Genomic DNA, 23,613 nt, shown 5'->3' with positions numbered 1-23,613 from the left:
TCCGAAGTCCCTACACTATCATAACCGCTTACGTCCCGGGAAGCTGCGGTGTCGTACTCGGGCCCGGTGACGCCGGTTCCCCGCTCGGTTCAGGCGATGGCGTCGGGAAGTAGTAGGTCGGCTGCGGCAAGGGAGTATGCGTCGGCTTGGGCTTCGGGGTAGGGGTTGGCGTGACACGCGGGTCTGGGAATCCGGGGTCGGTCGCAACCGTGACAACCTGCAGCTTCCGCCAATCGCGAATAGGGCCGGCTTGGTCGGCGGACGCCGTCGGAATAGGTGCGGCGGTTTGCACTTCCGGGACGAGAATTGCGGTTTCGGTCGACCGCTTGATCACGCGTTCGCCCATCTTTTCTCCAATGAAAATCGAGACGAGCAGTACGATGCCGCCTAAGACGAGCATGAGCGATACTTGCGGACGCCGCGAGCGCATTAGGAGGCTGCGATCTCCGGAATGATATCGACGAGCCGCGGTGCACCGATCGCTATTTCCGCGAGCTCACCCGCATACAAACGACGGCGATGCGTTTCACCGCGAAACTCGACCGACACGTTGCGCGTGCGATCGTTCCAGTTACAGGCAAAGATACGAATGCCGCCGTCGTCGTCTTCGAATGCGACCGCGCCAACTTCCACGGGCGACGTCGTGACCTCATCGCTCACGTCGCGGCCCGCGTAGACGACGCGATACGGTTCTTCGGCTGAGGCTTCGCGCATGTCGCCGTAGATCGTCTCGTTCGTCTGATCGATGACGTACGTACACAAACGTCCGCCCCATTGCACCTTCACGGCAGCGACCCACAAGAAGTCATCGGGCAACAGCGGCGAGATATGAAAACGTCCGGTCGTGCGATATCCATCGAGACCCATCAGCGTTTCCGCAACCGCCCACAAATACTTCGCACCCGTCCACGGCGACATGTACATGCCGCGATTCGTGAGCGAGCCGCCGTCGAACCATTCTGGAAATTGCCCGGGAACGGCGTTACGAGCCGCGCCTTCTTCTACCGTTGCATAAATGATGCGCAACCAATGCGCAGCCGCGCCCGGCGTTCCGTTGCGCGCGAGCGCAACTGCGAACCAAATCGTCAGATCCGGCCAGATGCCGCCCAGCAAACCAAATCCGTGCGAGGGGAAATACCAACCGTCCGCCGTCGAGATCGTGCGCAAGCCGACCGGCGTCGTGAAATCGGGCTCGGAAAGACGCTTGAGGATGGCGCGGCTCTCGTCGGGATCCGAACAGCGAAAGAGCACCGGGAAGACTTCATCGGCTGTGAAGTTATCCTGGTAGTTCGAGTTCTGATCGTAATTGAGGACGAATGCGGTCGTGTCCGCGTTGAACAAGCGGGCGCGAATTGCTTCGCGCAATTTGGTCGCTTCATCGGAGAAGCGTTGCCACGCTTCGTTCTCGCCGAGGACTGCAGCGCAAACTGCCGCCGACTCGAGCGCGAAATAGCATTCCGAGTTGATTTCCGTTACGGCGCCGGACAGATTGTAGTACGGGATGATATTGCGCCACGAGCTTATGCCGAACATATCGACGCCCGAAGCCTTACAGAATACGAGACCGTTTGCATCGCGCTGCGAGAGAATGAAATCCGCAATCTTCACGATCAGAGGGTAGACGGATTTGAGCCACTCATCGTCGCGCGTGACGTTGTAGTGGTGCAAGAGCGCGATGATGTGCAGCGGCGTGTCGTCGTTGATGTTGAGCTCGTACGACGTCTTGAAGCCGGAAACGCCGCGCACGTATTCGACGACTTGCCCCGTCGGCTCGAGAAACTTGTTGAACACGTCGAGCGAGTCGCGCGAGAATTGTGGCATAAAGTAATCGAAGCCGTGAACGAACCACGACGTATCGCGCGAGACGAGGATGTCCGAGGGCGGCGAGTTCGTCGAGCCCCAACCTTGCGGATAATCTTTGACGATCCGCATCATGTTGGTCTTGGCCCAGACCGTGCCACGCGAGATCTCGGGCGAGGGCGTCATGAAGCGCGCGAACGAGAGTTGCTTTGCGTAAAAGCGCTGCGTCTCGTGGAGCGCTCCCGAATCGGCGAGGAGCTGTTCGAGCGCGGGCTTCGCGAGCGCGTCGCCTTTCCTATTAAAGACCACCGCGAGCCGTATCGACTCGCGGGCTCCGGGCGCGACATTGATGCCGTACTCGAAGGCCCCGAAGATGCGGTTGCTGACGTACTCGGCCAACTGCGGGGTGACTTCGTCGAGGTGCTCTCGTTCGATCAGGCGTCCGGTGCGCATCCCGTGCAAGAGCACTTGTTCGCGTAGCGCGACGACCGCCGAATCCGGCTGACGCGAACCGCCCCACCAACGCACGGCGCCCGTCTCTTCGTTGACGGAGCGGATGTAACGATCGACGACGCTCGCGCGCACTTCTTTTTCGGGCTCGCCGTAAAAACGTTGACCGATCAGCAGCGACCACGGAAAGAGACTGACCGTGCGCTCTTCGCGTCCGGGATTGTGCAGCGTGACGTCGACGACGAACGCGACGAGCCGGTCGTGGCGCGGCCCGCACGGCACGTAGAATGCCTCCGTAACCGCGATCTGGTCTTCGAGCTCGAATTCCGAAATCTGCGCATACGGAAGAAACGTGAAGTCGCGCGTGATCTGATACGGGAAGTGCGTCTCGCGTCCATGGACGCGATAAGCGATCTGATGCACGCCGAAAATGATTTGATCGGTATCGGCATCCCAGAGGCCGCGCACGCCGCCTTTTGGGGTCGAAGTCGCAAACGTTTTGTAGTTTCCGAGGGTCAAACCAAAGGGCGTCTGCGCCTCCGGTAAGACGTAGGCGCAGAACTCGTTATGTTGCGCATCGTAACTCGGCCCCATGTGGACTAGGGGTATGCGAGCGGGGGCCATCGGCCTTCCTGCGAAACGTGCGGCTGATGTTGCAATCCGGAGCGGCGCAAGCGCCGGCAAAGATCAATCTGACGCTCGAGATCATGGCTCGCCGCGCCGACGGTTATCACCGCGTACGAAGCGTGATGCTCCCGATCGGCTTGCACGATGTCGTGCGCTGGCAGCCGGCCGAACGGTTTGCATTTGTGTGCGACGACGGCGCGCCGCGCGATAAATCGAATCTGGTGGTACGCGCGTTCGATGCGCTCGAAATCCAGCCGGCGCTTGATGTCACCCTCGAAAAACACATTCCGACCGGCGGTGGTCTTGGCGGGGGATCGAGTGACGGCGCTGCGATTTTACGCGCCGCGGCTTCCGGCGCGTTTGGCGCGCTCGGCGAGAAAGATTTCGTCAAGATCGCGCGCGGACTGGGCTCCGACGTTCCGTTCTTTTTAGTCGAAACCGGTGCGCTCGTCGAGGGAACGGGCGAACGCGTTACGGCGCTCGGCACACTGCCCGATTGGTGGACAGTGATCGTGATGCCGCCTGTCGCCGTCGAGACGGCCGTCGCATACAGTGCGCTCGATTCCAAGCGCGGCAAGAGATTCAAAGTGGCCTCGCGCAACGAATCGCCGAGTATCACCGCAGTCGAAGCCGTGCAACGCGGCGACTTCAATGCTGTTATCGCGACGAGCATGAACGATTTCGAAAGCGTCATCGCCGCGCGCGAACCGAAGATCGCGGGTGCGCTCGATGCACTGCGCGCAGCCGGTGCACGTCTCGCGCGATTGAGCGGCAGTGGTTCGAGCTGCTTCGCACTCGCGGAAACCGAAGGCGAAGCAAAGGCAATCGCGGAGCGTCTCAAAGTTCCGAGCAAAGTGCGCGTACACGTCGCACCCCTCGCCCCAACGAAACCCTGGCGCTGAACGCGCTCGTACTTGCCGGTGGACGGCGTGACGCTGTCTGCGAAGGAACGGGGGCGGTCAACAAAGCCTTCATTCCTGTCGGCGGTGTGCCGATGGTAACGCGCGTCCTGAAGACGCTGCGGACAGTGCCTGCGATCGAGCAAATTACCGTCGTTGCGCCGACGATCGCGCTTGAGGATTCGGCGCTCACGCTTGCCGACGTACGACGCAGCTCGGGCGAGCGGATCATCGAAAGCGTGCAGCGCGGACTTTCTGAGACCGATCCCGATGCGATGATGCTCGTCGTTACGTCGGATGCGCCGCTGCTCTCAACCGCGAGTCTCGAAAACTTCACACAGACGCTCGCATCGATCGACGCGGATCTCGTCTACTCGATCGCCGAGAAGAAAACGCACGAGAAACAATACCCGGGTGTGCCACATACCTGGGCACGGATGCGCGGCGGCGTGTATTGCGGTGGAGCCGTTTTTGGGATGCGGCCGCGCGTAGTGTCGGCACTTACGCAATTCTTGGACGAGCTCGCAGCCGCGCGGAAGAGCCCGCTGCGTCTCGCACGCGCATTTGGCTGGGACGTCGTCCTGCGCTTTGCCCTGGGAATGCTTCCGATCAGCGCGGCCGAAGCCCGCGCGTCGACACTTCTCGGATATCGGGTGCGCGCGGTCGTCTCCGCGCCCGACCTCGCATTTAACGTCGACCGCAAGAGTGATCTCGCGCTTGCCGAACGCTTCTTGGGAGCCGCCTAAGGAGCAATCACCATGCGCCGTTTTGCGTCGATCGTTCTTGCGTTCGGATTTTTGCTCGCATCGCACAACTCGAGCTACGCGCAGACTTCAGTACCGACGCCGTCTCCGACTCCGCATCATCTGTTTGTCACCGATGCGACGACGCCGCAAATCATTCCGTCGCATTTCAGTAAAGACGGCGTTCTCGTGCAAGGAACGATCAACGGACACAACTTCTGGTTTCTGCTCGATTCGGGGACCAACTCATTAGCTATCTCTCCGCGAGCTGCGGCAACCGCCGGCATCAGCGAAAACGGGTCCCGCCGTTTCGTCACAGATATGGACGTTGGAGCGCTGCACGCGCACAATTGCCGATTCGGCAGAATGAAGGGCGAATGGGTACGGCCGGATGGGACCGTCATCACGGGATTAATCGGCTCCGCCTTCTTTCGCTCAAACGTCGTTATGCTCGACTTTCAAAAGCACGAAGTGGTCGTGTACCCGAACGGAAGCTTCGATGCGAGCAAAATTCACGGAAGCGCCATAGACATCGGCTTTATCGATCAACTGCCTCTGGTGCACGTTATGTTCGGCGACAGGCGCGCAACGATGCTGTTTGATACCGGCGACGATCGTACGCTGCTTTTCCAGTCGTTCGCAAAGGACGCAGTTGTAGGACCCTCGCTGTCGGGATTGGGTGTCGGCGCCAGTTTCTTCGTGAATTCTCCATCTATACCGGGCCAAGAATTTCAGACGAAGCCGATCAGTCTCGGAAACTTTCGATTCAATATGACGAGAATTCTGATCGTCGATAACGAACCCGTCTGGATGAAAACGATGTTTCTCGACGGTCTCGTCGGTCGCGACGTTTTCGAAGCATTTCGCGTCACTTTCGATTACGCGCACGACGTCGTGTACCTCGAGCGATAGTCGCTGTCCCTCGACTGCGGCGCTTCGCGCCTACGCTCGGGATGACAAAGGGGGGCGTGCGCGCGACGATGCGCTAGCTGACCGTGGCTTTCTTATAAATCTCGTCGGCGAAGACGACGTCGAGTGCCGCGTTGCCGAGATTGGCGATGACGACGAGCTGATCGGGTTCGGTGCGACCGCGCTCGGAGCCGAGTAAGATGTGACCGATCACCGAATTGATTCGCGGTAGGCCGCGTTTGAAGCGCTGGTGTCCTTCCGGCGTCTCGAACGGCGCACGATCGTCGACAATGACACGATCCGCCAAGCGAAGCACGGCAAACTCTTTTGCGGGATTGTCGACGAGCGCAACGGTCGCGCCGCTGTGCAGCATCTTCGGATCGAGCACCGGGTTGTTGATTTCGTTGGTCGCCGTGACGACGATATCGGCTCCGCTCAATGCCTCGCCGATGTCGGCAAAGGCTTCGACATTCAAGCGCGACGATACAACCGGATTCGAAGCGACGAATCTTTCTGCAGCGTCCGGAGTGCGGCCGACGACGCGCACGGTGTGCAACGACGGAAGCGCAATCGGAATGATCGAGAGGTGTGTGCGCGCTTGCAATCCCGTGCCGATGAGCGCCATGACGCTCGCGCCATGCGAACAGGCTGCAAGCGACACCGCCGTCATTGCGGCGGTGCGAACGCCGGTCAGCCAATTGCCGTCCATGATCGCGTACGGGATTCCGGTTTGCCCGTCGTTCAGAATGATCATCGCGCTCACGGTGGGCACGCCTTTAGCACGATTGAGCGGAAAATCGGCGACCCACTTGACCGCGATCACGTCGAGCGGCTTGCAATACGCGGGCATCGCGTGCACGTTGAAATCGTGCGGGTGCACGCCGAACTTCGGCGGCACTTCGATCTCACCAGACGCAAGCCAGCGTAGCGCTTGCGCCGCAAGCTCGCAGCTTCGCTGCGGCGCGGGCGTCAACGCTTCCATTTCCTTTGCGCCGAAATAGCGCAGACCGGTCGCTAGATCGACGCCCGTCATACGCTCGCCCTTCTCGAAATCAGACGCAAATCCGCTTCCCTCTAGCGCCAGCGCGTAAACAGCTCGTTCTCGATCGCGAGCTGGTCGAGCACTTTGCCGACCGTGTGATTGAGAATGTCGTCAACGCTTTGCGGTTGTGCGTACATCCCAGGAACCGGCGGCAAGATGATAGCGCCGATTTCTGCAAGTTGTGTGAGCGTGCGCAAGTGTCCGAGATGCAACGGCGTCTCGCGCACGACGAGCACCAGCTTGCGGCGCTCTTTGAGACACACGTCCGCGGCGCGCGCGATCAGATTGTCGTTGAACGAATATGCGATCGAGGACGCCGTTTTGATCGAACACGGAATGACGACCATCCCATCCGTTTTGAACGATCCGCTCGAGATCGAGGCGGCCAGATCGGATTCGCGATGCACGACGTCGGCAAGCTGCTCGAGATCGGAAACGTTCTTCCCAGGCATCTCGATCGCGATCGTCAGCGGGGCTTGCTTGGAAAGGACAAGGTGCGTTTCGATATCCCCGGTCGCGTTCAGCGCGCGCATCAACGCGAACGCATACGCGCTGCCGCTTGCTCCCGAGACGCCGACGATTATCCTGCGCACGAGTTGTGCTTCACGAACGGAGGGCGAAGGCCCCGCGGCTGGAAGCACGCCTGTGTGGAAGGGCTCGTCCGCCGCTGCCTAATCGCGCTTCTGGGCGCGACGCTGGATGGCCCGGCGAAGCGGAGTGTCCGAAGCCCGGCTTTTGCATGGCGCGTCGACGCGTCGCTGGCCGGCAGCGATCCACAAGTCCCCGCCGACCTGCGCGACGCGATCGCGACGCGACTTGCCGAGCTTGGAATCACGCTTCCTAAGGAAGCGCCGGCGAAAACGCAGATCGATGCGCGGACGCTACGCGGCGTGAATGACGCGCTCGCCTGGATTGGCTCGCGCGACGAGCGGCTGCCCGAACGGATCGGTGCGGCGTACCGCACGCAAGGCGCGACCGCGCGCGAAGTCGTTACGACGATCGTGCGCGAGCTTGCGCTGGATGACGGCGAGAAAGTTCTCGCGATTGCAGCCGCGGTTGACGCGGCCGGCGAGCGCCTCGGAAAAACGTGGGAGATCGAGGACGTCCAGCTTGCGTTCGATCGCGAGCTGGAAGCCAAGCCTACAGCAAGCGTTCCGAAAACCGATGCGCCGCAGCTCGCCGTGCAAGAACCCGATCGACCGCTGCCCGGGCACCGGCATTTCAGCGCCTCGTCGCTGAACCTGTACGCGGAGTGCCCGCGCAAATGGTACTTCCGCTACCTCTGCCGCGCGGTTGAAGACAAGCCAAGCTCGGCCTCGGCGTATGGCACTGCATTTCACGCCGCGCTCGAAGCCTTCCATAAAGTTTATCCGTCGATTGCCGCCGTCGCTCCGCGTGAGCTCGAGCTGCGGCTCGAAGGCGAGATCAACACGGCGTTCGAGACGCATCGCATTCATTTCAGCTCCGAAGTCGAGTTTCGGCTCAACCGCCTGCGCGCGCAGCGCACCGCGCGAAAATATCTCGCGTGGCTGCAAGAGCGCGCGAAGAAAGAACCCTTCGAAGTGATCGGCTGCGAAATCAAAGCCGACATCGAGCTCGACGGCCTCGAATTCCGCGGCTACATCGACCGGGTCGATCGCGACGAACGCAGCGGTCGCGTGACCGTCTTCGATTATAAGACCGGCTCGATCGCGGAATCGGCTGCCGAATACCGGCGCGCGATCAACGACGACAGCGAATTTCAGCTCTCGTACTACTATTGGGCGCAGACGCTGGCCGGCGAGACCGTCCGGAGTATCGCGCTGGTCCCGCTGCGTGAAGCGCACGTCGAGGTCGCGCCGATCGAGCTGGAGATCGTGCCGAGCGGTCCGCCCGTGAAGAATGACAACGCGACGCGCGGCGTGATTCCCGTCATCGAGTTGGAGCGCGCGCGCACGAAGATGGTCGAGCTGGGAAAGATGCTCGCGTCGGGGACGATCGAGCATTTTCCGGCGACCGACGATCCGTCGTCGTGCCGCTACTGCGTCTACGCGCCGTCGTGCCGCGAAAAGCCGACCGACGACACGATGGCGTTCGCACGATGATCATCACCGGCAAACCTGGCAGCGGAAAAACACGCGAGCTGCTGGCGCGCATCGCAGCCGCAGAGTTTCCGCGCGACCGTTTGATCGTCGCCTCGCCGCATCCGCTTTCCGCCGCGCGTATCGGCGGCACGACGCTAGCAACGTATGCGTTCGAAATCCTCGAGCAGAATGCGTTCGTCTCGGGACTCGCGCTCGAGCTTGGCCGAATCGAAGACGTCGATGCCGAGACGCACTTTCAAAACGCCGCGGCGTCGCTCTTCTCGCTCGAGTGGCTCGAGGTCGCAGAACCGGAGCTGGGCGGCGATCTCGACTATGAGGTTGCGGGCCTACGCGCGCCCGAGCGTTTTGCGCAAGCCGCGTACCGTTTGATTCGCAAGCTGCGCGCCGCCGGCATCACGCCCAAGCGTTTTCTCGAAACCGCACTGCACAAAGCGACCGAATGGTACGCAAAGCCGCCGAATCTTGCGAATCCCGATTTGCTGATCGCCGCGCGCCGCTATCGCGATTCGCTCAATGCCGACGGTCCCGAGCTCGAACGTCAGCGCCGCCGCGAGATCGATCTCGCGAAGATCCTCGAGAAAACGTACCTGATCTACGTCGCCGACAGCGAATCGCGCGGCTGCTTGACCGACATTGATGCGATGGCCGAAGCGACGCGTGTTTTGGTCAGCGTCGATGGTGCGGCACAACGCGCACGCGAACGCTGGCCGCTCGCCTTCATCGACGACGCGCAGGACGTCACGCTCGGTGAGCTTGGATTCTTGCGCGCGATCTACGGCAAAGAGCTGACGGGCGTCACGTTCGCCGGCGACCCGGATCAATCCACGCGCACGTTCGCCGGCGCGCGACCGGAGCAAGTTTTCACCGGCCGCGACGTCTTGCAGATGCCGGCTCCCTCGGAACCGCGCGCCACGATCATCGCCGTCGCACACGAATTCTTGCAAGACCGCAACGTCTTCACCGAACCGCAAGGGACGATCGCGCTGCAGCGGGTCGGCTCACACGAGAAAGAGGCCACGTTCATCGCCGCCGAGATCGCAAAGCTGCTCGAAGCGGGCACACAACCGCAATCGATCGCGATCCTCGTGCGCACGCTGCGCTACGCGCGTCCGTATGTCGATGCCCTGCTCGATGACGACGTGCCGGTCACGCTGATCGGAGACCTCGACGTCCTCGGCTCACGCGTCGTGCAAGATGCCCTCTCGCTGTTATGGTCGGTCGTCGATCCGTCGCGGCACGATTGGCTCTTACGCGTGCTGCAAACGCCGACGATGCGACTTTCGGACGCAACGCTCGTGACGCTGTGCGGCGAAGCGTCCGATGCGCAAGCCCGGCTCTTTCCGCCGTCGGAAGCCGAGACCGAAGGGGAATCGCCACGCGTGCGTTCGGACCGCAACCGTGACGTTCGCCTCGGACAAAACGTGATCGAGGGTGCGCGCGATATCGATTTAGAGCCCGATGCGCGCATGCTTCTCGAACGCTTCCGCGCGCTGCGGCTGCGCTGGCGCGAGATCGTTGCGAGCGCTTCGCTCGAAGACGCGTCGCGGCTCATCGTAATGGAAGGCGGCATCTTCGAGCCCGACCCCGGCGAGAATGGTGCGCGTCTCGCACACCGCCGGGATCTGCTCGAACGCTTGATGGCGCGGATCGCTCGCTACGCGCGCGCCGATCGCACGCGCACGCTTGGCGATTTGCTCACGTACCTGGAGCGGATCGCAAAATCCGAATGGCCGCAATGCGATCCGGGCCCGGTCGAGCGCAGCGGGGTCGTTGTGGCGCAGATCGATGCCGTCAAAGGCTGCGCATACGAATCGGTCTTCGTTCCGAACCTGCGCGCCGGCGCGTTTCCGCCGTATTGGGTTCCGGATGCATTCGTCTATACGACCGGTTCCGGCATCATTCCGAAAGATAACGTCGGCGATGCGCGCGCATCTCGAACCGCAAAATTCACGTGGTATCAGTATCAAGGCGGCAAGGTGCTCCAATCGCACGCGGCCGAGGCGCGCAGGCTGCTGTACTGCGCGATGACGCGTGCCACGCAGCGCTGCTGGCTCACGGCCTGGGACCGGCCGACGCGCGGCATCTCCGCACCTGAGCTGCTGGCCGAGCTCGAACGTATTCCACTCTTTCGCACGCGTACGTGCTGAAGCTCGAGCCGATCGCAACCGAGGAGTACACACGCGCGGTGCTCCCCTACTCGGCATCGCTCTGGGCCGAAGGCCGCAGCATGGAGCGCTACGTGAACGATCTCAAAGATCTCGCAAAGAGCGGTTTTGGCAAGCGACGCTTCTCGATGCTTGGGCTGCGCGTGAACGGCGACATCGCAAGCTCGTGTAAGCGCTACGAACGCGATCTGCGCTGCGGTGATCGAATGCTGCGCTCGATCGGAATCGGTGCAGTCTTCACCCGCGATGAGTATCGCGGCCAAGGACTTGCGACGGCGATGCTCGCGGCGCTTCTCGATGAGGAACGCAAGAACGGAACCGATCTCGCGATTCTGTATTCGAACATCCGGCCGCAGTTTTATGAGGAGATCGGCTTTTACGCGCTACCCTCACGCATCTTCACGCTGCGCGCCGACTCGCTCGCGTTCGAGCGCATCAAGCCGGCGCACATTCGAGACGACGATTGGCCCGCCGTCGCGCGCTGCTTCGCCGCGATCGACGACCAGCGGCAATACGCGCTTCACCGCACGCCCCTCGTGTGGGAATTGATCCGCGCGCGGCATCGCATTCAGCCCGAACCCGGGCATACCGTAAACCTCGCGATTCACGCTAATCGCCGGATTTTGGCCTATTGTTTGGGGCGCCGCGTCGTCAAAAGCGACGCCTTCGTGGTCGATGAATTTTCTTTCGCGGGACCGCAGCACGCGCATTTGATCCCTCCACTGTTGCGTGCGGCTGCAGGCGACTTACGTCGCATCACCGGATGGCTGCCGCCCTCGCCCGCACGCGAAGTCTTACCGCGCGGAACGGTGCGTGCGCGTAAAGATGCTATTTTGATGGTGGCACCGCTTTCGACGATCGCACGCGCGCGATGGAAAGCAGATGCACGCGATGTGTTGCGTGCGGCGAGCGATCCCGTTTGGAGTACAGACTTGATGTAAATCGGCGCAATCATTCGACAATTGCCCGATGCAACTTAGCGTTTAATGATTACACTTGTATGTAATATGTACGAACGCACTTATACCGATCCTTATATCGGCCCTCAAGTTCCCTACTCTACACAAGGCTTAGCAGTTATTGCGATTATTGTCGCAATTTTAGCGGCTTTTGCCTTCGCGCCACCGCGCGATCCGAGTAAAGTCATACCCGGCGTTGCGTGCTCGGTTCTTTCCGAAACGGAAATTAGTGCCGTCGTCGGTACGCCGATGCGACTGTCGCCGACCACCGGAACCGTGTGCCGCTACGTCGCGACCCAAAGCGACAAAGAGCGCAGCGTGATGGTGGTTGCGCAACGTGAAGTAACGCCGCATCCACGCGTAGCTTACACTGTCGAAGTCGTCGAGCCGGAGAACAGCGAGCAGCTCGCGAGCAATGAAAAAGGCCGCCTTGTTGCCCTGATTCCGGGACACGTGGCACAGAGGTAACACTGGGCTCGTGGAGATTCGTCCAATCGCGCCGGACGACGGTGACGCATATCGGATGATCCTCGAGGACACAAGCGAGGAAGATCGCTATTGTCGCTTCTTCCATGCCGTCGATCATTTTGAACCCGAATTCATCGAAGAGTCGGTCTCGCGACCCGATGCAATCGGGTTCATTGCTTTCGAGGGCGCCGAACCGCTCGGCACGGCGCACGCAATCGCGATCGACGACCGTACGGCTGAGCTTGCGATCGTTGTCGCACGCGACGGCCGGCGGCGCGGTGTTGCACGCGCGTTGCTCGAGCGCGTCGTCGAGGAAGCACGCGAGCGAGGGTACAGCGAGCTGGTCGGGTACGCCCTCCGTATCAACGTTCCGTTCTCGATGCTCGCGCGCGGATTCGGAATGATTCCTGATCCAATGTCCGACGGTGCGACCGTCACGTGGAAATTGCTTCTTCAGGCAACACACGCGATTTTATAAGCGTTGGGTGGTATGAAAGGACCATCATGGAAAACATCAACGTCTCTACCACGGGAATCCGCATCTCGCGCATCGGCCTCGGAACCTGGGCGATGGGTGGGTGGATGTGGGGCGGCAGTGACGACGCCGCGTCAATAGAAACGATTCATCGCGCGCTGGATCTCGGCATCACGCTGATCGATACCGCGCCTGCATACGGACAGGGACATTCCGAAGATGTCGTTGGACGCGCGCTCGCGGGTAAACGCGACAGCGCGGTCATCGCAACGAAGGTCGGCCTTGCGTGGGACGAGCACGGCAACGTGCATCGTGACGCGTCGCGCGCGCGAATCATGAAAGAGATCGACGATTCGCTGCGGCGCTTGCAGACCGACCACATCGACATTTATCAGGTGCATTGGCCAGATCCAGCGACGCCGATCGACGACACCGCGGAAACCATGGGCCGTTTATTTGCCGCGGGAAAGATTCGCGCGATCGGCGTGAGCAATTTCTCGCCGGCGCAAATGGACGCGTTTCGCAAAATCGCGCCGTTGCACACCGTTCAGCCTCCCTACAATCTTTTCGAACGTGCTGCCGAAAAGAGCGTGCTGCCCTACGCGCGCGAGCAGGGCTTGACCGCGCTCACATACGGCGTGCTCTGCCGGGGTCTGCTCAGCGGCAAGATGAACGAGAACACAAAATTCAGTGGTGACGACCTGCGTCGCGTCGATCCGAAGTTCACACAGCCGCGTTATCCACAATATCTGGGCGCCGTGCGGCGTTTGGACGAGCTTGCACGGACACGTTACGGAAAGGGAGTGATCGATCTGGCCGTTCGTTGGACGCTCGATCAACCTGCCGTCGGTGCAGTGCTCTGGGGAGCGCGCCGTCCGGACCAGCTCGACGCGATCGATGGTGCATTCGGATTCGATCTCGACGCAAGCGCGCTCTCCGAAGTCGAGCGGATCTTGAGCGAAGAGATTCACGATCCGGTCGGACCCGAGTTCATGGCTCCGCCGGAAATGGCTGCTGTGTAAGATGCGCGTCGGAATCGCAGGGCTCGGCAAGATGGGAAGCGCCTTTGCCGAGAACCTCATCGGTAAGCACCATCAGGTCAAAGTCTGGGACCGCTCGGCGGAGCACGTCCAGCGGCTCGTGGCCATCGGCGCCGAGCCTGCCGCATCTCCGGAAGAGCTCGTCCGTGGCCTCGATGCCGTATTGGTGATGCTGTGGGACGACAATGCGGCAAAAGAGATCACGCTCGCGAAAATCATTCCAGCGACTGCACCACCCACCGTCGTCATCGAAATGTCAACGCTCTCGCCGGCTATGTATCAAACGCTGGGCGAGGCGGCGGAGCGCAAGGGCATTGAGTTTCTCGCCTCACCCGTGCTCGGGAGCGTCGACCTGGCACGCACCGGTAAGCTGACGGTTCTCGTCAGCGGGCAGCAAACAACGTACGAGCGCGTGCGAGAACTTCTCGGCGCCCTCGGCACCACGACGTTCGTGGGTCCAACGGGTTCGAGCGCGTTCCTCAAGCTTGCGAACAATACGATCATCGGGATCGTCGCTGAATCACTGCGCGGGCTCCTTAGACTGTGCGTACGAGCCGGCATCGATGAAAGCGTCGCAATCGATTCCTTGAGCGGAGCGTTTACCCGAATTGCAAACTCGAAAGTTAAGCAGCTCCACGATCACGATACCGAACCTCGGTTCTCGCTGGGCGCGCTCTACAAGGATCTCCTGTTGGCCCACGAAGCGGGAGCGCACGTCAAAGTACCGTTGCCGTTGCTCGATACCATCATTCCAGCCGTGAAGCACGGAATCGACGAGGGATTAGCCGATCGCGATTACATCGCGCTCGTCTTTGCCGACGGCAATCTCGATCAGGCGACGCGGCCGCTCATCGGCGCGCGCTGATCGGCGGCCTTCCACGCAGCCGCGACCCGCTCGGGATCGTGCGCTAGCGCTTCCTTTAGCTTCTCCGTCCAGGCTTGCGTGTACGTGTAATCGCGATGCACGAAGTCGAAGAAACAATAGCGCGTATCGGTCGCGTCGGGATGCTCGCTCTTGCCCTTGGGCCGGACTTTGACCGTGCCGGCCTGCACATGCTCGCGCTGTTCGGGTGAGAGATCTTCGAGCCGCACGAACTCCATCGCGAGATCGGCGGCCGGTCCACCCGCGCTTTTCGGGACGAGATAGACTTTGAAATCGTAGGCCGGATCGACGCGCACCGCCTCTTTCGTTGAGGCATCGAAGGCTTCGATGAACTTTCTCACCCCAACAGGGACGCGCCGGTACGACTCTTGCAGCATCTCCGGTGCATCGCGTTCGAGCGAGGCGAGAAAAACCGGGAAACGCAAGCTCGAACCGAGCGATTGACGTTCGCCGAACTCGCGCAAGTACGCCAGCGCTTTTCCCGAGACGACGGTCTCGAGCGCGCGCAGTTGCCGCGCCGTGAGACGATGTTCGATCCGTTCGCGTCCCAGCTCTCTTCTTCACCACCCAGCTCGGCGGAGTGGAAGAGATTCAGCCACGCGGTCTCCATGTGCACGACGAACAGCTCGAAGGAGCGGGGCTGGCGCGGTTCATTATAGAGGTCGCACGCTAACAGCGCTTCCTGCTTTGCTACTGCTAGGTAGTATCTGGACCGCTTCGGGGCCATGCCTATGTTTCGGGCGCGACCGGCTGGGGTGCCTTTCCGATAGCGACCGCGTACTCATCGAGAATCTGCTCGACCGTCTCGATCGGCGCGAAATCCGGTACGGCGGCTTGGAATTTGCTGGCGTCGACGCGTGACTGACGCTGCGGCAGCTGCGCTTCCATGTCCGTCCGGACGCCGCCGGGCCGAATCATGAACTTACCTTTGACGCCGGTCAACTTGACGAGCCCGTCGAGGAGCTCGCGCCACCTGAAGTAGCCGCAGCTGACGTTATATGCGCCGCTTTGCTTTATAGCGAGCGCTGATCCGATCGCGTGCGCGAGATCGCGTACGCCGATATAATCGCTGCCGGAGGTTTCGAGCGCTTCGTCCGATTCGAAGACGAACGTCGCGCCGCGTACCATGTCGTTGTACAACATGTCGAGCGTTTGAAACTTGCCGCGCGACGCGGAAAGCACGACCGGAATGCGCAGCGCGATCCCGGCGCCGCGCTTCTCGCGATCGCACACCTGACCGAGCTGAAACTCGTTGACGTACTTGCCCATGTCGAACCACGACGACGTCGGCTGAACGGGCGTTTCTTCTGTCGCGGGCTCGTTCGACGCGCCGTATACCATCTGGCTACTGGCGAGAATGAACGGTCCGCGCTCCCACATCTCGACCAGCGTTCCGGTTCCGAGAATGTCGCTCGTGACGACCATGTTGCGGCGCTTCGTGCGCGTGCAGGCCAGATGCACGATCCCGCCGTCGGCGGCCTGGATGTGCCGATGCAGCGTTCCGAACGCGTAGAGCTCGGCCGAAATGTTGCTGGCGCCTTCGACGATCGCCGGACGCCGCGCATGCGCCGTAACCTCATAGTTGCGCGCGAGCAGCTCGCGCACGACGAAAGGCCCGCACGTGCCGGTTGCCCCAGTCACGAGAATGCGGCTCACGGCAACCGAACTTCCGCGAAGCTAGCTAAACTTGACCGCGGGCGTAACGTCCGCGTTCCCGGAGTAATTCAACGCCGCGCCTTTCACGGTCGCGCCGGGAGATCCAACCGGAACCCCCGTGTGCACGGGCGGATCGAGCCGCTCCGGCACGTTGACGGACGGCGGCGTGGTGATCGCGACCTTATTGGTCGCGGCAACAGCAGACAATGCGCCGCTCGTAAGCGGCGTCGCCTGGTATGACGTATTGATCTGCAGCGCAATCGTAGCTGGCATTCAGTTTTTGCCTCGCGGGGCAATTTCGGGGCCGACCGGCCGCTCCCTCTGCTACGGCGTCTTCGTCTTCTTGCGCGGGTTGTTGACGATCGTCTTCGGATACTCGCCGGCGAGGACGGCCAGCGTGTTGTCGACGGCCATGCGCAGCATCGCCGACTTGGCCTCGGTGCTGACGCCCGCCATGTGCGGCGTCATGATCAGATTCTCGAGCTCAAAGAGCGGATTGTCCGTGTTGATCGGCTCTTGGTCGAAGACGTCGAGCGCGGCGCCGGCGATGACATTGGCCTTGAGGCCCTTATACAGCGCCGCTTCGTCGACGATGCCGCCGCGCGACGTATTGATGAGATAGGCCGAGTCTTTCATGAGCTCGAGCTCGCGCGTCGAGATCAAGTTCTTCGTTTTCGGCGTTAAAGGAACGTGCAACGAAACGAAATCGGCCGTGCGCAGCAGCTCATCGAACTCGGCATATTTCGCGCCCAATTCTTTCGGAGCAAAATCACCCAGAATGTCGTTGTAAATGATCTTCATGCCGAGCGGCCCGGCAATCTTTGCGAGCGTTTGGCCGATGTTGTTGAAGCCGACGATGCCGAGAGTTTTCCCAAGCGGCGAGTTGCCGTTGATGAGCCCGCGCTCCCAGCGCTTGCGGCGCACGACGATATCCGACCACACGAGCTGGCGCGACAGCGCGAAGACCATGCCGAGCGCAAACTCCGCAACCGCAACGTTGTTGGCGCCCGGAGTCGTGGCAACGGCAATGCCGAGATCGTCGCATGCCGCCGTGTCGATCGCGTCGTAGCCGACGCCCGAGCGAGCAAGTATTTCGAGCTTATCGCCGTGCTCCAAGGCTTTTCGCGTAAATCGATCGGTGCCGCACACCCAACCGCGCACGCCCGGCATAAACGCGGCGACTTCGTCTTCGGTCAGCGGCCGCGGAACCGTGTGCACGTTGATCCGGTAACCGGCGTCGGTGAAGCGTTTGAGCTGCTCCTGACCGTCGGGAATTGTGTCGAGCAGGGAGAGCGTAATCATAACGTCGCAGGCTGGCATGAGCGCGAGTTACCGGACGGGGGCCGTCGATTCCCGTCGCCGGAGGATCCGAAACGAAAACACAAAGCCTGATCGACATCGAGGACATAAAACGCGCGGCGACGACGATTCGCGGTCGCGTTCGGCGCACGAATCTCGTCGAGTCTTTGGCGTTTTCTGAGCTGACCGGCGGGCGCGTCTTCCTCAAGCTCGAGAACCGCCAAATCACCGGTTCGTTCAAAGACCGCGGCGCCGCGAACCGCATGGCGCATCTGACCGCAGACGAGCGCGCGCGCGGCGTGATCGCGCTCTCGGCCGGCAATCATGCGCAGTCGGTGGCTTACGTCGCGCAGACGATGGGCGTTCCCGCGACGATCGTCATGCCGGCGACGACGCCATTCTTCAAAGTACGGCGGACCGAAGGTTTCGGCGCAACCGTCGTGCTGCACGGTGAGACGCTGACTGAAGCCTCGGAACGCGCCTACGCGCTCGAAAAAGAACGCAATCTCACCTTCGTGCATCCCTACGACGACGCGCTCGTGATCGCGGGCCAAGGTACGGTCGGCATGGAGATCGTCGAAGCCGCGGTCGATCTCGATGCCATTATCGTTCCCGTCGGCGGCGGCGGTTTGCTCGGCGGCATTCTCGTCGCGGTGAAGACGCTCTCACCGAAAACGAAAATCATCGGCGTGGAAACGGAAGTCTATCCGTCGCTTGCGCAGCTGCTCTCGAGCGAACCGATCAGCGCGGTCGGCCGCGAGACGATCGCGGAAGGCATTGCGGTGAAGACGATCGGCGAGTTGCCGCTCGTGATCGCGCGCGAGCTGGTCGACGAAGTCTTGATGGTCTCGGAGCGCGAGATCGAACGCGCGATCCACTCGTTTCTCGAATCCGAGAAGTTGGTCGTCGAAGGTGCGGGCGCGGCGCCGCTTGCGCTCTTGCTCTCCCAGCCGGAACGATTTGCGAATAAGTCCGTCGCGCTCGTCGTTTCGGGCGGGAACATCGACACGGGGTTGCTCGCTTCGATTATCGCGCGCGTTCGGCTGCGCGAGCACCGTGTGCACATCATTCGCGTCGCGCTTCCGGATCAGCCGGGCGCGCTCGCACGCGTCGCGACGACGGTCAGCGCTCTTGGCGCGAATATCCTCGAGGTCGACCACCAGCGCCAATTCTCAGAGATCTCGGCACGCAGCGCATACCTGATGGTATCGTTCGAAACGCAGCATCCCCAGGATGCGGATGAGGTCGTGCGGCGATTAGAATCTGATGGGTTTGCGACGGCCGTCGTGAAGTGAAATCGGACCCCGATTGTGAAGCATAGCGCATGACCTCTGCCTCAAGGATCGTCACCGCACTTTTCGCGGTGATGGTCGCGTTCGTGCTAACGTGCTCGACCCTCGATGCCGCGGGGGCTCCCAGCGCCGGCGCAACGCCGAAACCGACGCCGACTCCGGCGCCAACCGTGCGCGCATTGCACGAGAGTCTCGATAGTGCGATCAATTGCTTGGATCAGGGCGATGGATCGGACACGATCAAGCTCAACTGCATCATGGATATCGAGGCGTATGCCGACAAACTCGGCTCGCCGGCCGGAACCAAGGCGTACATCTCGCTTGCACGCACGTGCTTCAAGGATCCGAGCTACTTCGTGCGCCTCGCAGCCGCGCGCACGATTCCGCGCATTCGCATCAAGCGCGATGCCGTCGCCGGCGACGAGCTCAAACTCTTCTTGGATCCGAAGGTGATCGCGTCGACGGAGTGCCTGCACGAATCGGAAACGATGGGCACGCATCTCATCCGTTATATGAAGGCCGAGAACTTTTCCAAGCTGCAATCGCAGGGGATGATCGACACGATCTGGGATGCGCTCCTCAACGGCAATCCCTACACACAGAAGAACGCACTCGGCGAATTTTATCTCGTGCTCGGCAAAGGCTCGCCCAAAGAGCTCGCGCCGTATAAAGCTCGCGCCGAGCGCTTCTTCGACTTTCTCTTCTCTCCGGCTGCCGCCAAGATGGATGAAGAAAACTTCATCACAATCTCGATCGATCAAGCCGCGAGCATCCTGTTTGCGATGGGTGACTATGGATTTCTCGGCGATCATCTTCTGACTCCGATCGCATCGTGGGTGCTGTATCCGAACGAGAAGAATCCCAAAGCCGTCTCTCCCGACGCGCGCTGGGGTTATGCCGACGACTTGAATTACAGCTTGCGCGATCGCATGGAAGTCAAGCTGAAGTGGGAACCGGCAGCCGCAAAAACGTGGGCCAATGCGTTGCAAGCGCTGATGATCGCGGCCACGCCGGTCAAGACACAGCGGATGTGCATCGACCGGCAAACCGCGATGGAGAACATCGTCTTTGCCGGACATGAGGTTCAGGTGATTGCGATCTCGACGCTGGTCGAGCTTGCCAACGAGCCTTCACACGGTGTCGAGTTCGGCGAGATCGAGCGCGGCTGCGGTGAAGTTGAAGCGCGCGTGCTTGGAGCGAGCGGCGGCCTTCCGATCAGCGGCAACAAGCCCGGAGCCACGACCAACACGATCATAAGCAACGGCACCAATCAGTAAGCCCGATGAGGCAGCATTCTTCATCGGTATCATCGAGCACAAAGATACGCAGCCGACGTTGACGCGCATCGCGATTTTCTTCGAGAAGCCTGGCGGAAAAACGAAGTAGGGACTTCGCTCTCGGCGACAGTATGGTTTGCTCGCTAATCATTGAGGGAGCTACCATGATCCGTCGTTATGTCGTCATCGCTTTATTCTTCGCGTTGTTATGCGCGGGAAACGTACGCGCCGCTGACGTGCAAGGTGTCACGCCGAACTCGATTCTGATCGGCGTGCAAGTTGCGTTGACCGGACCGGCCAGCACCGTCGGTCAAGGTTTTCGTGCGGGCATCGACATGGCCGTCGATGAGATCAACGCGCACGGCGGCGTGAACGGACGTCAAATCAAGACGGTCTACGAAGACGACAACGGCACGGCCGAAGGCGGCATTCTTGCCGTGCGGCGTCTGAGCGAACAAGACAGCGTCTTCGCGATCATGGGCGGCGGCACGAGCACGGCGACAGTTTCCGTAATCCCGCTCGTGGAGCAAGGCGGCATCGTCTACTACGACTCGCTCGCCTCGGATCCGCGCGTACTCGAGACCTACAGCCCGTACGTCTTCAGCGGCATGACGATCGTGCGCGCCGACATCGCAAACTCGATCATCGAGGCGCTCAAGAAAGAGCTCAAGGCGAAGACCGTTGGTATCGTCACGAGCGATGAAGCCTTGTGCACGGCCGCCGTCAACCTCGTGGAGCCGCAGCTCGCGGCAAACGGCATGAAGCTCGTCGTCGAGCAGAAATTCCGAAGTGGCGACACCGATTTCACGACGCAAGCCAATGCCATCAAGAGCGCAAATCCCGATGCCCTCTACATGTGCGGCCTTCCGATCGACGGCGGACGGCTGATCCCGCAGCTCAAGCGCGCCGGGGTGACGTCGAAATTGCTCGGCGACGGGACGTTCACCGATGCGAACATCATTCGCGTCGGCGGCGCCTCGATCGACGGACTCTACTCGTTCTGGATCGTCTCGCGCCAGTTCATCGGCGAGACGACGGGGCCGATCGCCGATTGGAAAGCGCGCTTTGCGAAGCGCTTTCCGAATCCGCCGTCCGGCGTGCCGAATCACTATACCCTGGCTGCATATTCGGACATGTATTGCCTGGCCGAAGGCATGCGCCGTGCGGGCAAAGATCTCACGCGCGACCGCCTGATCGCAGGACTCGAAACGCTGCACGATTACATCGCGGGTACCGACAAGGCGTTCTCGTATGCGGCGGCAATCGGCACGCCACGCTCGTTCCGTAAAGGCGATCATAAAGGTGCGCGCTCGACGCAACTGGTGGTCGTCCGTAACGGACAATTCGTCGCGGCACACTAGATGGATCTCGGGCTGCGCGGCCGCGTCGCGATCGTATCGGGATCAAGCCAGGGCATCGGTTATGCGACGGCGCGGGCGCTCGCACTCGAAGGCGCGTCGGTAACGATGACGGCACGCCGCGTTGCCGATCTCGAACTCGCAGCCGAGCGCGTACGCTCCGAAGCAAAGGCGCAGGTCCACACCGTTCAAGGCGACGTCGCTTCCGCGGACGACAACGCGAAGTTCGTTGCGGAGACGGTTGAGCGTTTCGGGCGCGTCGACATTCTCGTGAACAACGACGGCGCGCCTCCCGTCGGATTGCTGGAAACCTTCGATGATGCCGCATGGGAAGCGGCCGTGCAGCGCAATCTGATGAGTGTCGTGCGCATGTCGCGTCTGTGCATTCCGCATATGCGCAAAGCGGGCGGCGGCCGGATCATCAACGTCACGACGGCATCCGTGAAGAACACGAGCGCATCGCTCGGACTGTCGATTGCAACCTGGGCGGGCGTCGTCGGCTTTGCGAAAACGCTGGCTCTCGAAATCGGACGCGACCAGATCACGGTCAACACGATCTGCCCGGGCCGCATCGCGACGGCGCGGCTCGAGAAAGTCATGCGCAAGAAGGCGGAAGCGCAAGGCAGCGATCCGCAAGAAGATTTGAAACGCATGCTCGACGACGTTCCGATCGGACGGCTCGGTACGGCCGACGACGTCGCGGGCTTCATCACGTTTCTCGCGTCGGAACGCGGAGGATTCATCACCGGGACGACAACGCAAGTCGACGGCGGTCTCGTGCGCAGCCTCCTATGACGATCCCGTACTATCCGTACGCGCTCGATTTCGAACAGCTTCTCGAAGATTATCCGCCCGCACCGCTCGCGAGCGAGCGTGTCTATCGCCTTTCGCGTGACGAGCTGCACGCACGCAAGCAAGAGCGCTTCCGTAAAGAGATGCAGCGTGCGTGGGAGATTCCGTTTTACCAGCGGCACTGGAAGAACGCCGGCCTCGAACCGGGCGACGTAAACGGACTCGAAGATCTGCACAAGATTCCGGTCTGCTCGGTCTACGATTTTCGCGACAGCATTGCCGCGCATCCGCCCTTCGGAGATTTCATGGGGATCACGCCCGAGGACGGCGCGCGCATGCCGATCTCGCTGCAGAGCAGCGGCGGCACGACCGGCTTTCCGCGCGCGATGCTGTACGCGCCGCAAGACCGTGAAGTCATGGCGATCTTGCGCGCGCGCACGCTGCACATGCACGGCGTGCGTCCCGGGGACGTCGTGCAGGTCATGCTGGCCGTCGGTTTGCCGAACGGCGGCAACGGCTTGCAAGAAGCGGTTTGGAAATATACCGGCGCCGTTCCGATGATTACCGGCGGCGGCTCGGTGACGCCGACGCGCCGGCAAATCGAGATCGCACGCGCCTGGAAGACGACCGTGCTCGTCGGCTTTCCCGCATACGTGCGTCACGTGGGACTCGTCGCTCGCGACGAGATGGGCATCGATCCAAAATCACTCTCGGTGCGCCTGATCGATTCGTACCTCGGCACCGACGATCGCACCGCGATCGAAGAGCTGTGGGGCGTCCCCGCCTATGACTGCTACGGCGGTCACGAAGCCGGAAATATGGCCTCCGAGTGCGAGCACAAGAACGGAATGCACATCTACGAAGACGCGTACGAAGTCGAGATCTGTGACACCGAGACGAATCGCGCGCTGCCCGATGGTGAACGCGGCAACATCGTGGTGACGACATTCTTCAAGTACAGCGCTCCGCTGATTCGCTACAACTACAACGACGTCTCGGCGATCATGCCTTCCGAGTGTGCGTGCGGCATCAGGCTGCGACGCCTCGAGAAGCTGTTCGGCCGCAGCGACAACATGGTGAAGGTGCGCGGCATCAACGTGTTTCCCGAAGCGGTCGCCGGAATTCTCGGCAACGATCCGCACCTGACCGGCGAGTACATCTGCGTCGTGGATCGCGATGCGGCAGGCGCCGATGAGATGACCGTGCTGCTCGAGTGTGCAGCGCTCGACAATGCCACGCAGCCGATCCGAGAAACGCTCACGCAACGTCTGCGCGAGGGTCTTGGCCTGCGCGTCGGCGTGGAGCTGGCTCCGCGCGGATCGCTCGACGAGATCACCGGGTTGCATTCCAACGCCAAAGTCAAACGCGTCCTCGACAAACGAAAGAAGTGAACAC

At 61.4% G+C, this 23,613-nt stretch carries 23 protein-coding genes; 15 read left to right on the top strand and 8 right to left on the bottom strand.

All coding sequences use genetic code 11. The features are described 5' to 3' along the window. Positions 1-28 precede the first annotated feature (28 nt). Entirely contained in the window at positions 29-430 is a 402-nt protein-coding gene (locus tag VGG22_12505) for a hypothetical protein (GenBank protein ID HEY1729191.1), read from the bottom strand. Next, entirely contained in the window at positions 430-2,844 is a 2,415-nt protein-coding gene (locus VGG22_12500) for a hypothetical protein (GenBank protein HEY1729190.1), read from the bottom strand. Before VGG22_12500 ends, VGG22_12505 begins: the two co-directional genes overlap by 1 nt. 56 nt (positions 2,845-2,900) lie before the next feature. Here VGG22_12500 and ispE point away from each other — a divergent pair, with 56 nt between their 5' ends. The 3 genes from ispE to VGG22_12485 are packed head-to-tail and all read left to right on the top strand — an operon-like array spanning position 2,901 to position 5,431. Then, positions 2,901-3,779: a 4-(cytidine 5'-diphospho)-2-C-methyl-D-erythritol kinase gene (ispE, locus tag VGG22_12495; GenBank protein ID HEY1729189.1), complete on the top strand. Its 879-nt coding sequence runs from the start codon at positions 2,901-2,903 to the stop codon at positions 3,777-3,779. Then, positions 3,662-4,522 carry a nucleotidyltransferase family protein gene (locus tag VGG22_12490; GenBank protein ID HEY1729188.1) on the top strand — a complete coding sequence of 287 codons (861 nt, stop codon included), beginning with the start codon at positions 3,662-3,664 and terminating at the stop codon, positions 4,520-4,522. The genes ispE and VGG22_12490 overlap by 118 nt, the downstream gene beginning before the upstream one ends. A 12-nt stretch (positions 4,523-4,534) precedes the next feature. Next, positions 4,535-5,431, top strand: a complete 897-nt coding sequence (locus VGG22_12485; GenBank protein ID HEY1729187.1) for a retropepsin-like aspartic protease — start codon at positions 4,535-4,537, stop codon at positions 5,429-5,431. Between the two features lie 73 nt (positions 5,432-5,504). Here VGG22_12485 and VGG22_12480 read toward each other — a convergent pair whose 3' ends face one another. Together VGG22_12480 and VGG22_12475 are read right to left on the bottom strand one after the other, a co-directional pair. Further along, positions 5,505-6,461 carry an ornithine cyclodeaminase family protein gene (locus VGG22_12480; GenBank protein ID HEY1729186.1) on the bottom strand — a complete coding sequence of 319 codons (957 nt, stop codon included), beginning with the start codon at positions 6,459-6,461 and terminating at the stop codon, positions 5,505-5,507. A gap of 41 nt (positions 6,462-6,502) precedes the next feature. Then, positions 6,503-7,063, bottom strand: a complete 561-nt coding sequence (locus tag VGG22_12475; GenBank protein ID HEY1729185.1) for a UbiX family flavin prenyltransferase — start codon at positions 7,061-7,063, stop codon at positions 6,503-6,505. A 54-nt stretch (positions 7,064-7,117) separates the two neighbouring features. Here VGG22_12475 and VGG22_12470 point away from each other — a divergent pair, with 54 nt between their 5' ends. The 7 genes from VGG22_12470 to VGG22_12440 all read left to right on the top strand — a co-directional run bounded on the left by VGG22_12470 (position 7,118) and on the right by VGG22_12440 (position 14,526). Next, positions 7,118-8,554: a PD-(D/E)XK nuclease family protein gene (locus tag VGG22_12470; GenBank protein HEY1729184.1), complete on the top strand. Its 1,437-nt coding sequence runs from the start codon at positions 7,118-7,120 to the stop codon at positions 8,552-8,554. Next, the gene (locus tag VGG22_12465) at positions 8,551-10,701 is read left to right on the top strand and encodes a 3'-5' exonuclease (protein ID HEY1729183.1); all 2,151 of its coding nucleotides are present in this window, start codon (positions 8,551-8,553) and stop codon (positions 10,699-10,701) included. Before VGG22_12470 ends, VGG22_12465 begins: the two co-directional genes overlap by 4 nt. After that, complete coding sequence (locus tag VGG22_12460; GenBank protein HEY1729182.1) at positions 10,695-11,660, top strand: GNAT family N-acetyltransferase; 966 nt, start codon at positions 10,695-10,697, stop codon at positions 11,658-11,660. The genes VGG22_12465 and VGG22_12460 overlap by 7 nt, the downstream gene beginning before the upstream one ends. A gap of 66 nt (positions 11,661-11,726) precedes the next feature. Continuing rightward, positions 11,727-12,146: a hypothetical protein gene (locus tag VGG22_12455; protein HEY1729181.1), complete on the top strand. Its 420-nt coding sequence runs from the start codon at positions 11,727-11,729 to the stop codon at positions 12,144-12,146. A 10-nt stretch (positions 12,147-12,156) separates the two neighbouring features. After that, positions 12,157-12,624 (top strand): GNAT family N-acetyltransferase, encoded by a 468-nt coding sequence (locus VGG22_12450; GenBank protein ID HEY1729180.1) that lies wholly within the window; start codon positions 12,157-12,159, stop codon positions 12,622-12,624. 26 nt (positions 12,625-12,650) lie between these two features. Beyond that, on the top strand, positions 12,651-13,643 hold the full coding sequence (locus VGG22_12445; GenBank protein HEY1729179.1) for an aldo/keto reductase: 993 nt from the start codon (positions 12,651-12,653) through the stop codon (positions 13,641-13,643). 1 nt (position 13,644) lies between these two features. Then, positions 13,645-14,526: an NAD(P)-dependent oxidoreductase gene (locus VGG22_12440; protein HEY1729178.1), complete on the top strand. Its 882-nt coding sequence runs from the start codon at positions 13,645-13,647 to the stop codon at positions 14,524-14,526. Here VGG22_12440 and VGG22_12435 read toward each other — a convergent pair. The 4 genes from VGG22_12435 to VGG22_12420 all read right to left on the bottom strand — a co-directional run bounded on the left by VGG22_12435 (position 14,493) and on the right by VGG22_12420 (position 17,502). Further along, complete coding sequence (locus tag VGG22_12435; GenBank protein HEY1729177.1) at positions 14,493-15,008, bottom strand: hypothetical protein; 516 nt, start codon at positions 15,006-15,008, stop codon at positions 14,493-14,495. The two genes, VGG22_12440 and VGG22_12435, sit on opposite strands and share 34 nt — an antisense overlap. Before the next feature lie 265 nt (positions 15,009-15,273). Beyond that, a complete protein-coding gene (locus VGG22_12430) occupies positions 15,274-16,200 on the bottom strand; it encodes an NAD(P)-dependent oxidoreductase (protein HEY1729176.1) in 927 nt (308 codons plus the stop codon). 21 nt (positions 16,201-16,221) lie between these two features. Beyond that, complete coding sequence (locus tag VGG22_12425; GenBank protein ID HEY1729175.1) at positions 16,222-16,473, bottom strand: hypothetical protein; 252 nt, start codon at positions 16,471-16,473, stop codon at positions 16,222-16,224. A 51-nt stretch (positions 16,474-16,524) separates the two neighbouring features. Next, a complete protein-coding gene (locus tag VGG22_12420) occupies positions 16,525-17,502 on the bottom strand; it encodes a phosphoglycerate dehydrogenase (GenBank protein ID HEY1729174.1) in 978 nt (325 codons plus the stop codon). A gap of 47 nt (positions 17,503-17,549) precedes the next feature. Here VGG22_12420 and VGG22_12415 point away from each other — a divergent pair, with 47 nt between their 5' ends. The 5 genes from VGG22_12415 to VGG22_12395 all read left to right on the top strand — a co-directional run bounded on the left by VGG22_12415 (position 17,550) and on the right by VGG22_12395 (position 23,609). Continuing rightward, a complete protein-coding gene (locus VGG22_12415; GenBank protein ID HEY1729173.1) occupies positions 17,550-18,794 on the top strand; it encodes a threonine ammonia-lyase in 1,245 nt (414 codons plus the stop codon). 29 nt (positions 18,795-18,823) lie between these two features. Then, positions 18,824-20,068, top strand: a complete 1,245-nt coding sequence (locus VGG22_12410) for a hypothetical protein (GenBank protein HEY1729172.1) — start codon at positions 18,824-18,826, stop codon at positions 20,066-20,068. A gap of 164 nt (positions 20,069-20,232) precedes the next feature. Beyond that, complete coding sequence (locus tag VGG22_12405; protein HEY1729171.1) at positions 20,233-21,429, top strand: ABC transporter substrate-binding protein; 1,197 nt, start codon at positions 20,233-20,235, stop codon at positions 21,427-21,429. Next, positions 21,430-22,221, top strand: a complete 792-nt coding sequence (locus VGG22_12400) for an SDR family oxidoreductase (GenBank protein HEY1729170.1) — start codon at positions 21,430-21,432, stop codon at positions 22,219-22,221. It abuts the gene before it with no gap. Next, positions 22,218-23,609, top strand: a complete 1,392-nt coding sequence (locus tag VGG22_12395; protein HEY1729169.1) for a hypothetical protein — start codon at positions 22,218-22,220, stop codon at positions 23,607-23,609. Before VGG22_12400 ends, VGG22_12395 begins: the two co-directional genes overlap by 4 nt. The last annotated feature ends 4 nt before the right edge of the window (positions 23,610-23,613 follow it).

This window comes from Candidatus Baltobacteraceae bacterium (assembly GCA_036489885.1).
GTDB lineage: Bacteria > Vulcanimicrobiota > Vulcanimicrobiia > Vulcanimicrobiales > Vulcanimicrobiaceae > JAFAMS01.
This window is presented reverse-complemented; position numbering and strand designations above follow the sequence as displayed.

What these genes read in the sequence shown, in the direction of transcription:
- VGG22_12425 (HEY1729175.1), bottom strand. Translation starts at nt 16,473, where the DNA reads ATGCCAGCTACGATTGCGCTGCAGATCAATACGTCATACCAGGCGACG.
- VGG22_12420 (HEY1729174.1), bottom strand. Translation starts at nt 17,502, where the DNA reads ATGATTACGCTCTCCCTGCTCGACACAATTCCCGACGGTCAGGAGCAG.
- VGG22_12505 (HEY1729191.1), bottom strand. Translation starts at nt 430, where the DNA reads ATGCGCTCGCGGCGTCCGCAAGTATCGCTCATGCTCGTCTTAGGCGGC.
- VGG22_12410 (HEY1729172.1), top strand. Translation starts at nt 18,824, where the DNA reads ATGACCTCTGCCTCAAGGATCGTCACCGCACTTTTCGCGGTGATGGTC.
- ispE (HEY1729189.1), top strand. Translation starts at nt 2,901, where the DNA reads ATGTTGCAATCCGGAGCGGCGCAAGCGCCGGCAAAGATCAATCTGACG.
- VGG22_12445 (HEY1729179.1), top strand. Translation starts at nt 12,651, where the DNA reads ATGGAAAACATCAACGTCTCTACCACGGGAATCCGCATCTCGCGCATC.
- VGG22_12395 (HEY1729169.1), top strand. Translation starts at nt 22,218, where the DNA reads ATGACGATCCCGTACTATCCGTACGCGCTCGATTTCGAACAGCTTCTC.
- VGG22_12440 (HEY1729178.1), top strand. Translation starts at nt 13,645, where the DNA reads ATGCGCGTCGGAATCGCAGGGCTCGGCAAGATGGGAAGCGCCTTTGCC.
- VGG22_12405 (HEY1729171.1), top strand. Translation starts at nt 20,233, where the DNA reads ATGATCCGTCGTTATGTCGTCATCGCTTTATTCTTCGCGTTGTTATGC.
- VGG22_12400 (HEY1729170.1), top strand. Translation starts at nt 21,430, where the DNA reads ATGGATCTCGGGCTGCGCGGCCGCGTCGCGATCGTATCGGGATCAAGC.
- VGG22_12465 (HEY1729183.1), top strand. Translation starts at nt 8,551, where the DNA reads ATGATCATCACCGGCAAACCTGGCAGCGGAAAAACACGCGAGCTGCTG.
- VGG22_12480 (HEY1729186.1), bottom strand. Translation starts at nt 6,461, where the DNA reads ATGACGGGCGTCGATCTAGCGACCGGTCTGCGCTATTTCGGCGCAAAG.
- VGG22_12455 (HEY1729181.1), top strand. Translation starts at nt 11,727, where the DNA reads ATGTACGAACGCACTTATACCGATCCTTATATCGGCCCTCAAGTTCCC.
- VGG22_12485 (HEY1729187.1), top strand. Translation starts at nt 4,535, where the DNA reads ATGCGCCGTTTTGCGTCGATCGTTCTTGCGTTCGGATTTTTGCTCGCA.
- VGG22_12500 (HEY1729190.1), bottom strand. Translation starts at nt 2,844, where the DNA reads ATGGGGCCGAGTTACGATGCGCAACATAACGAGTTCTGCGCCTACGTC.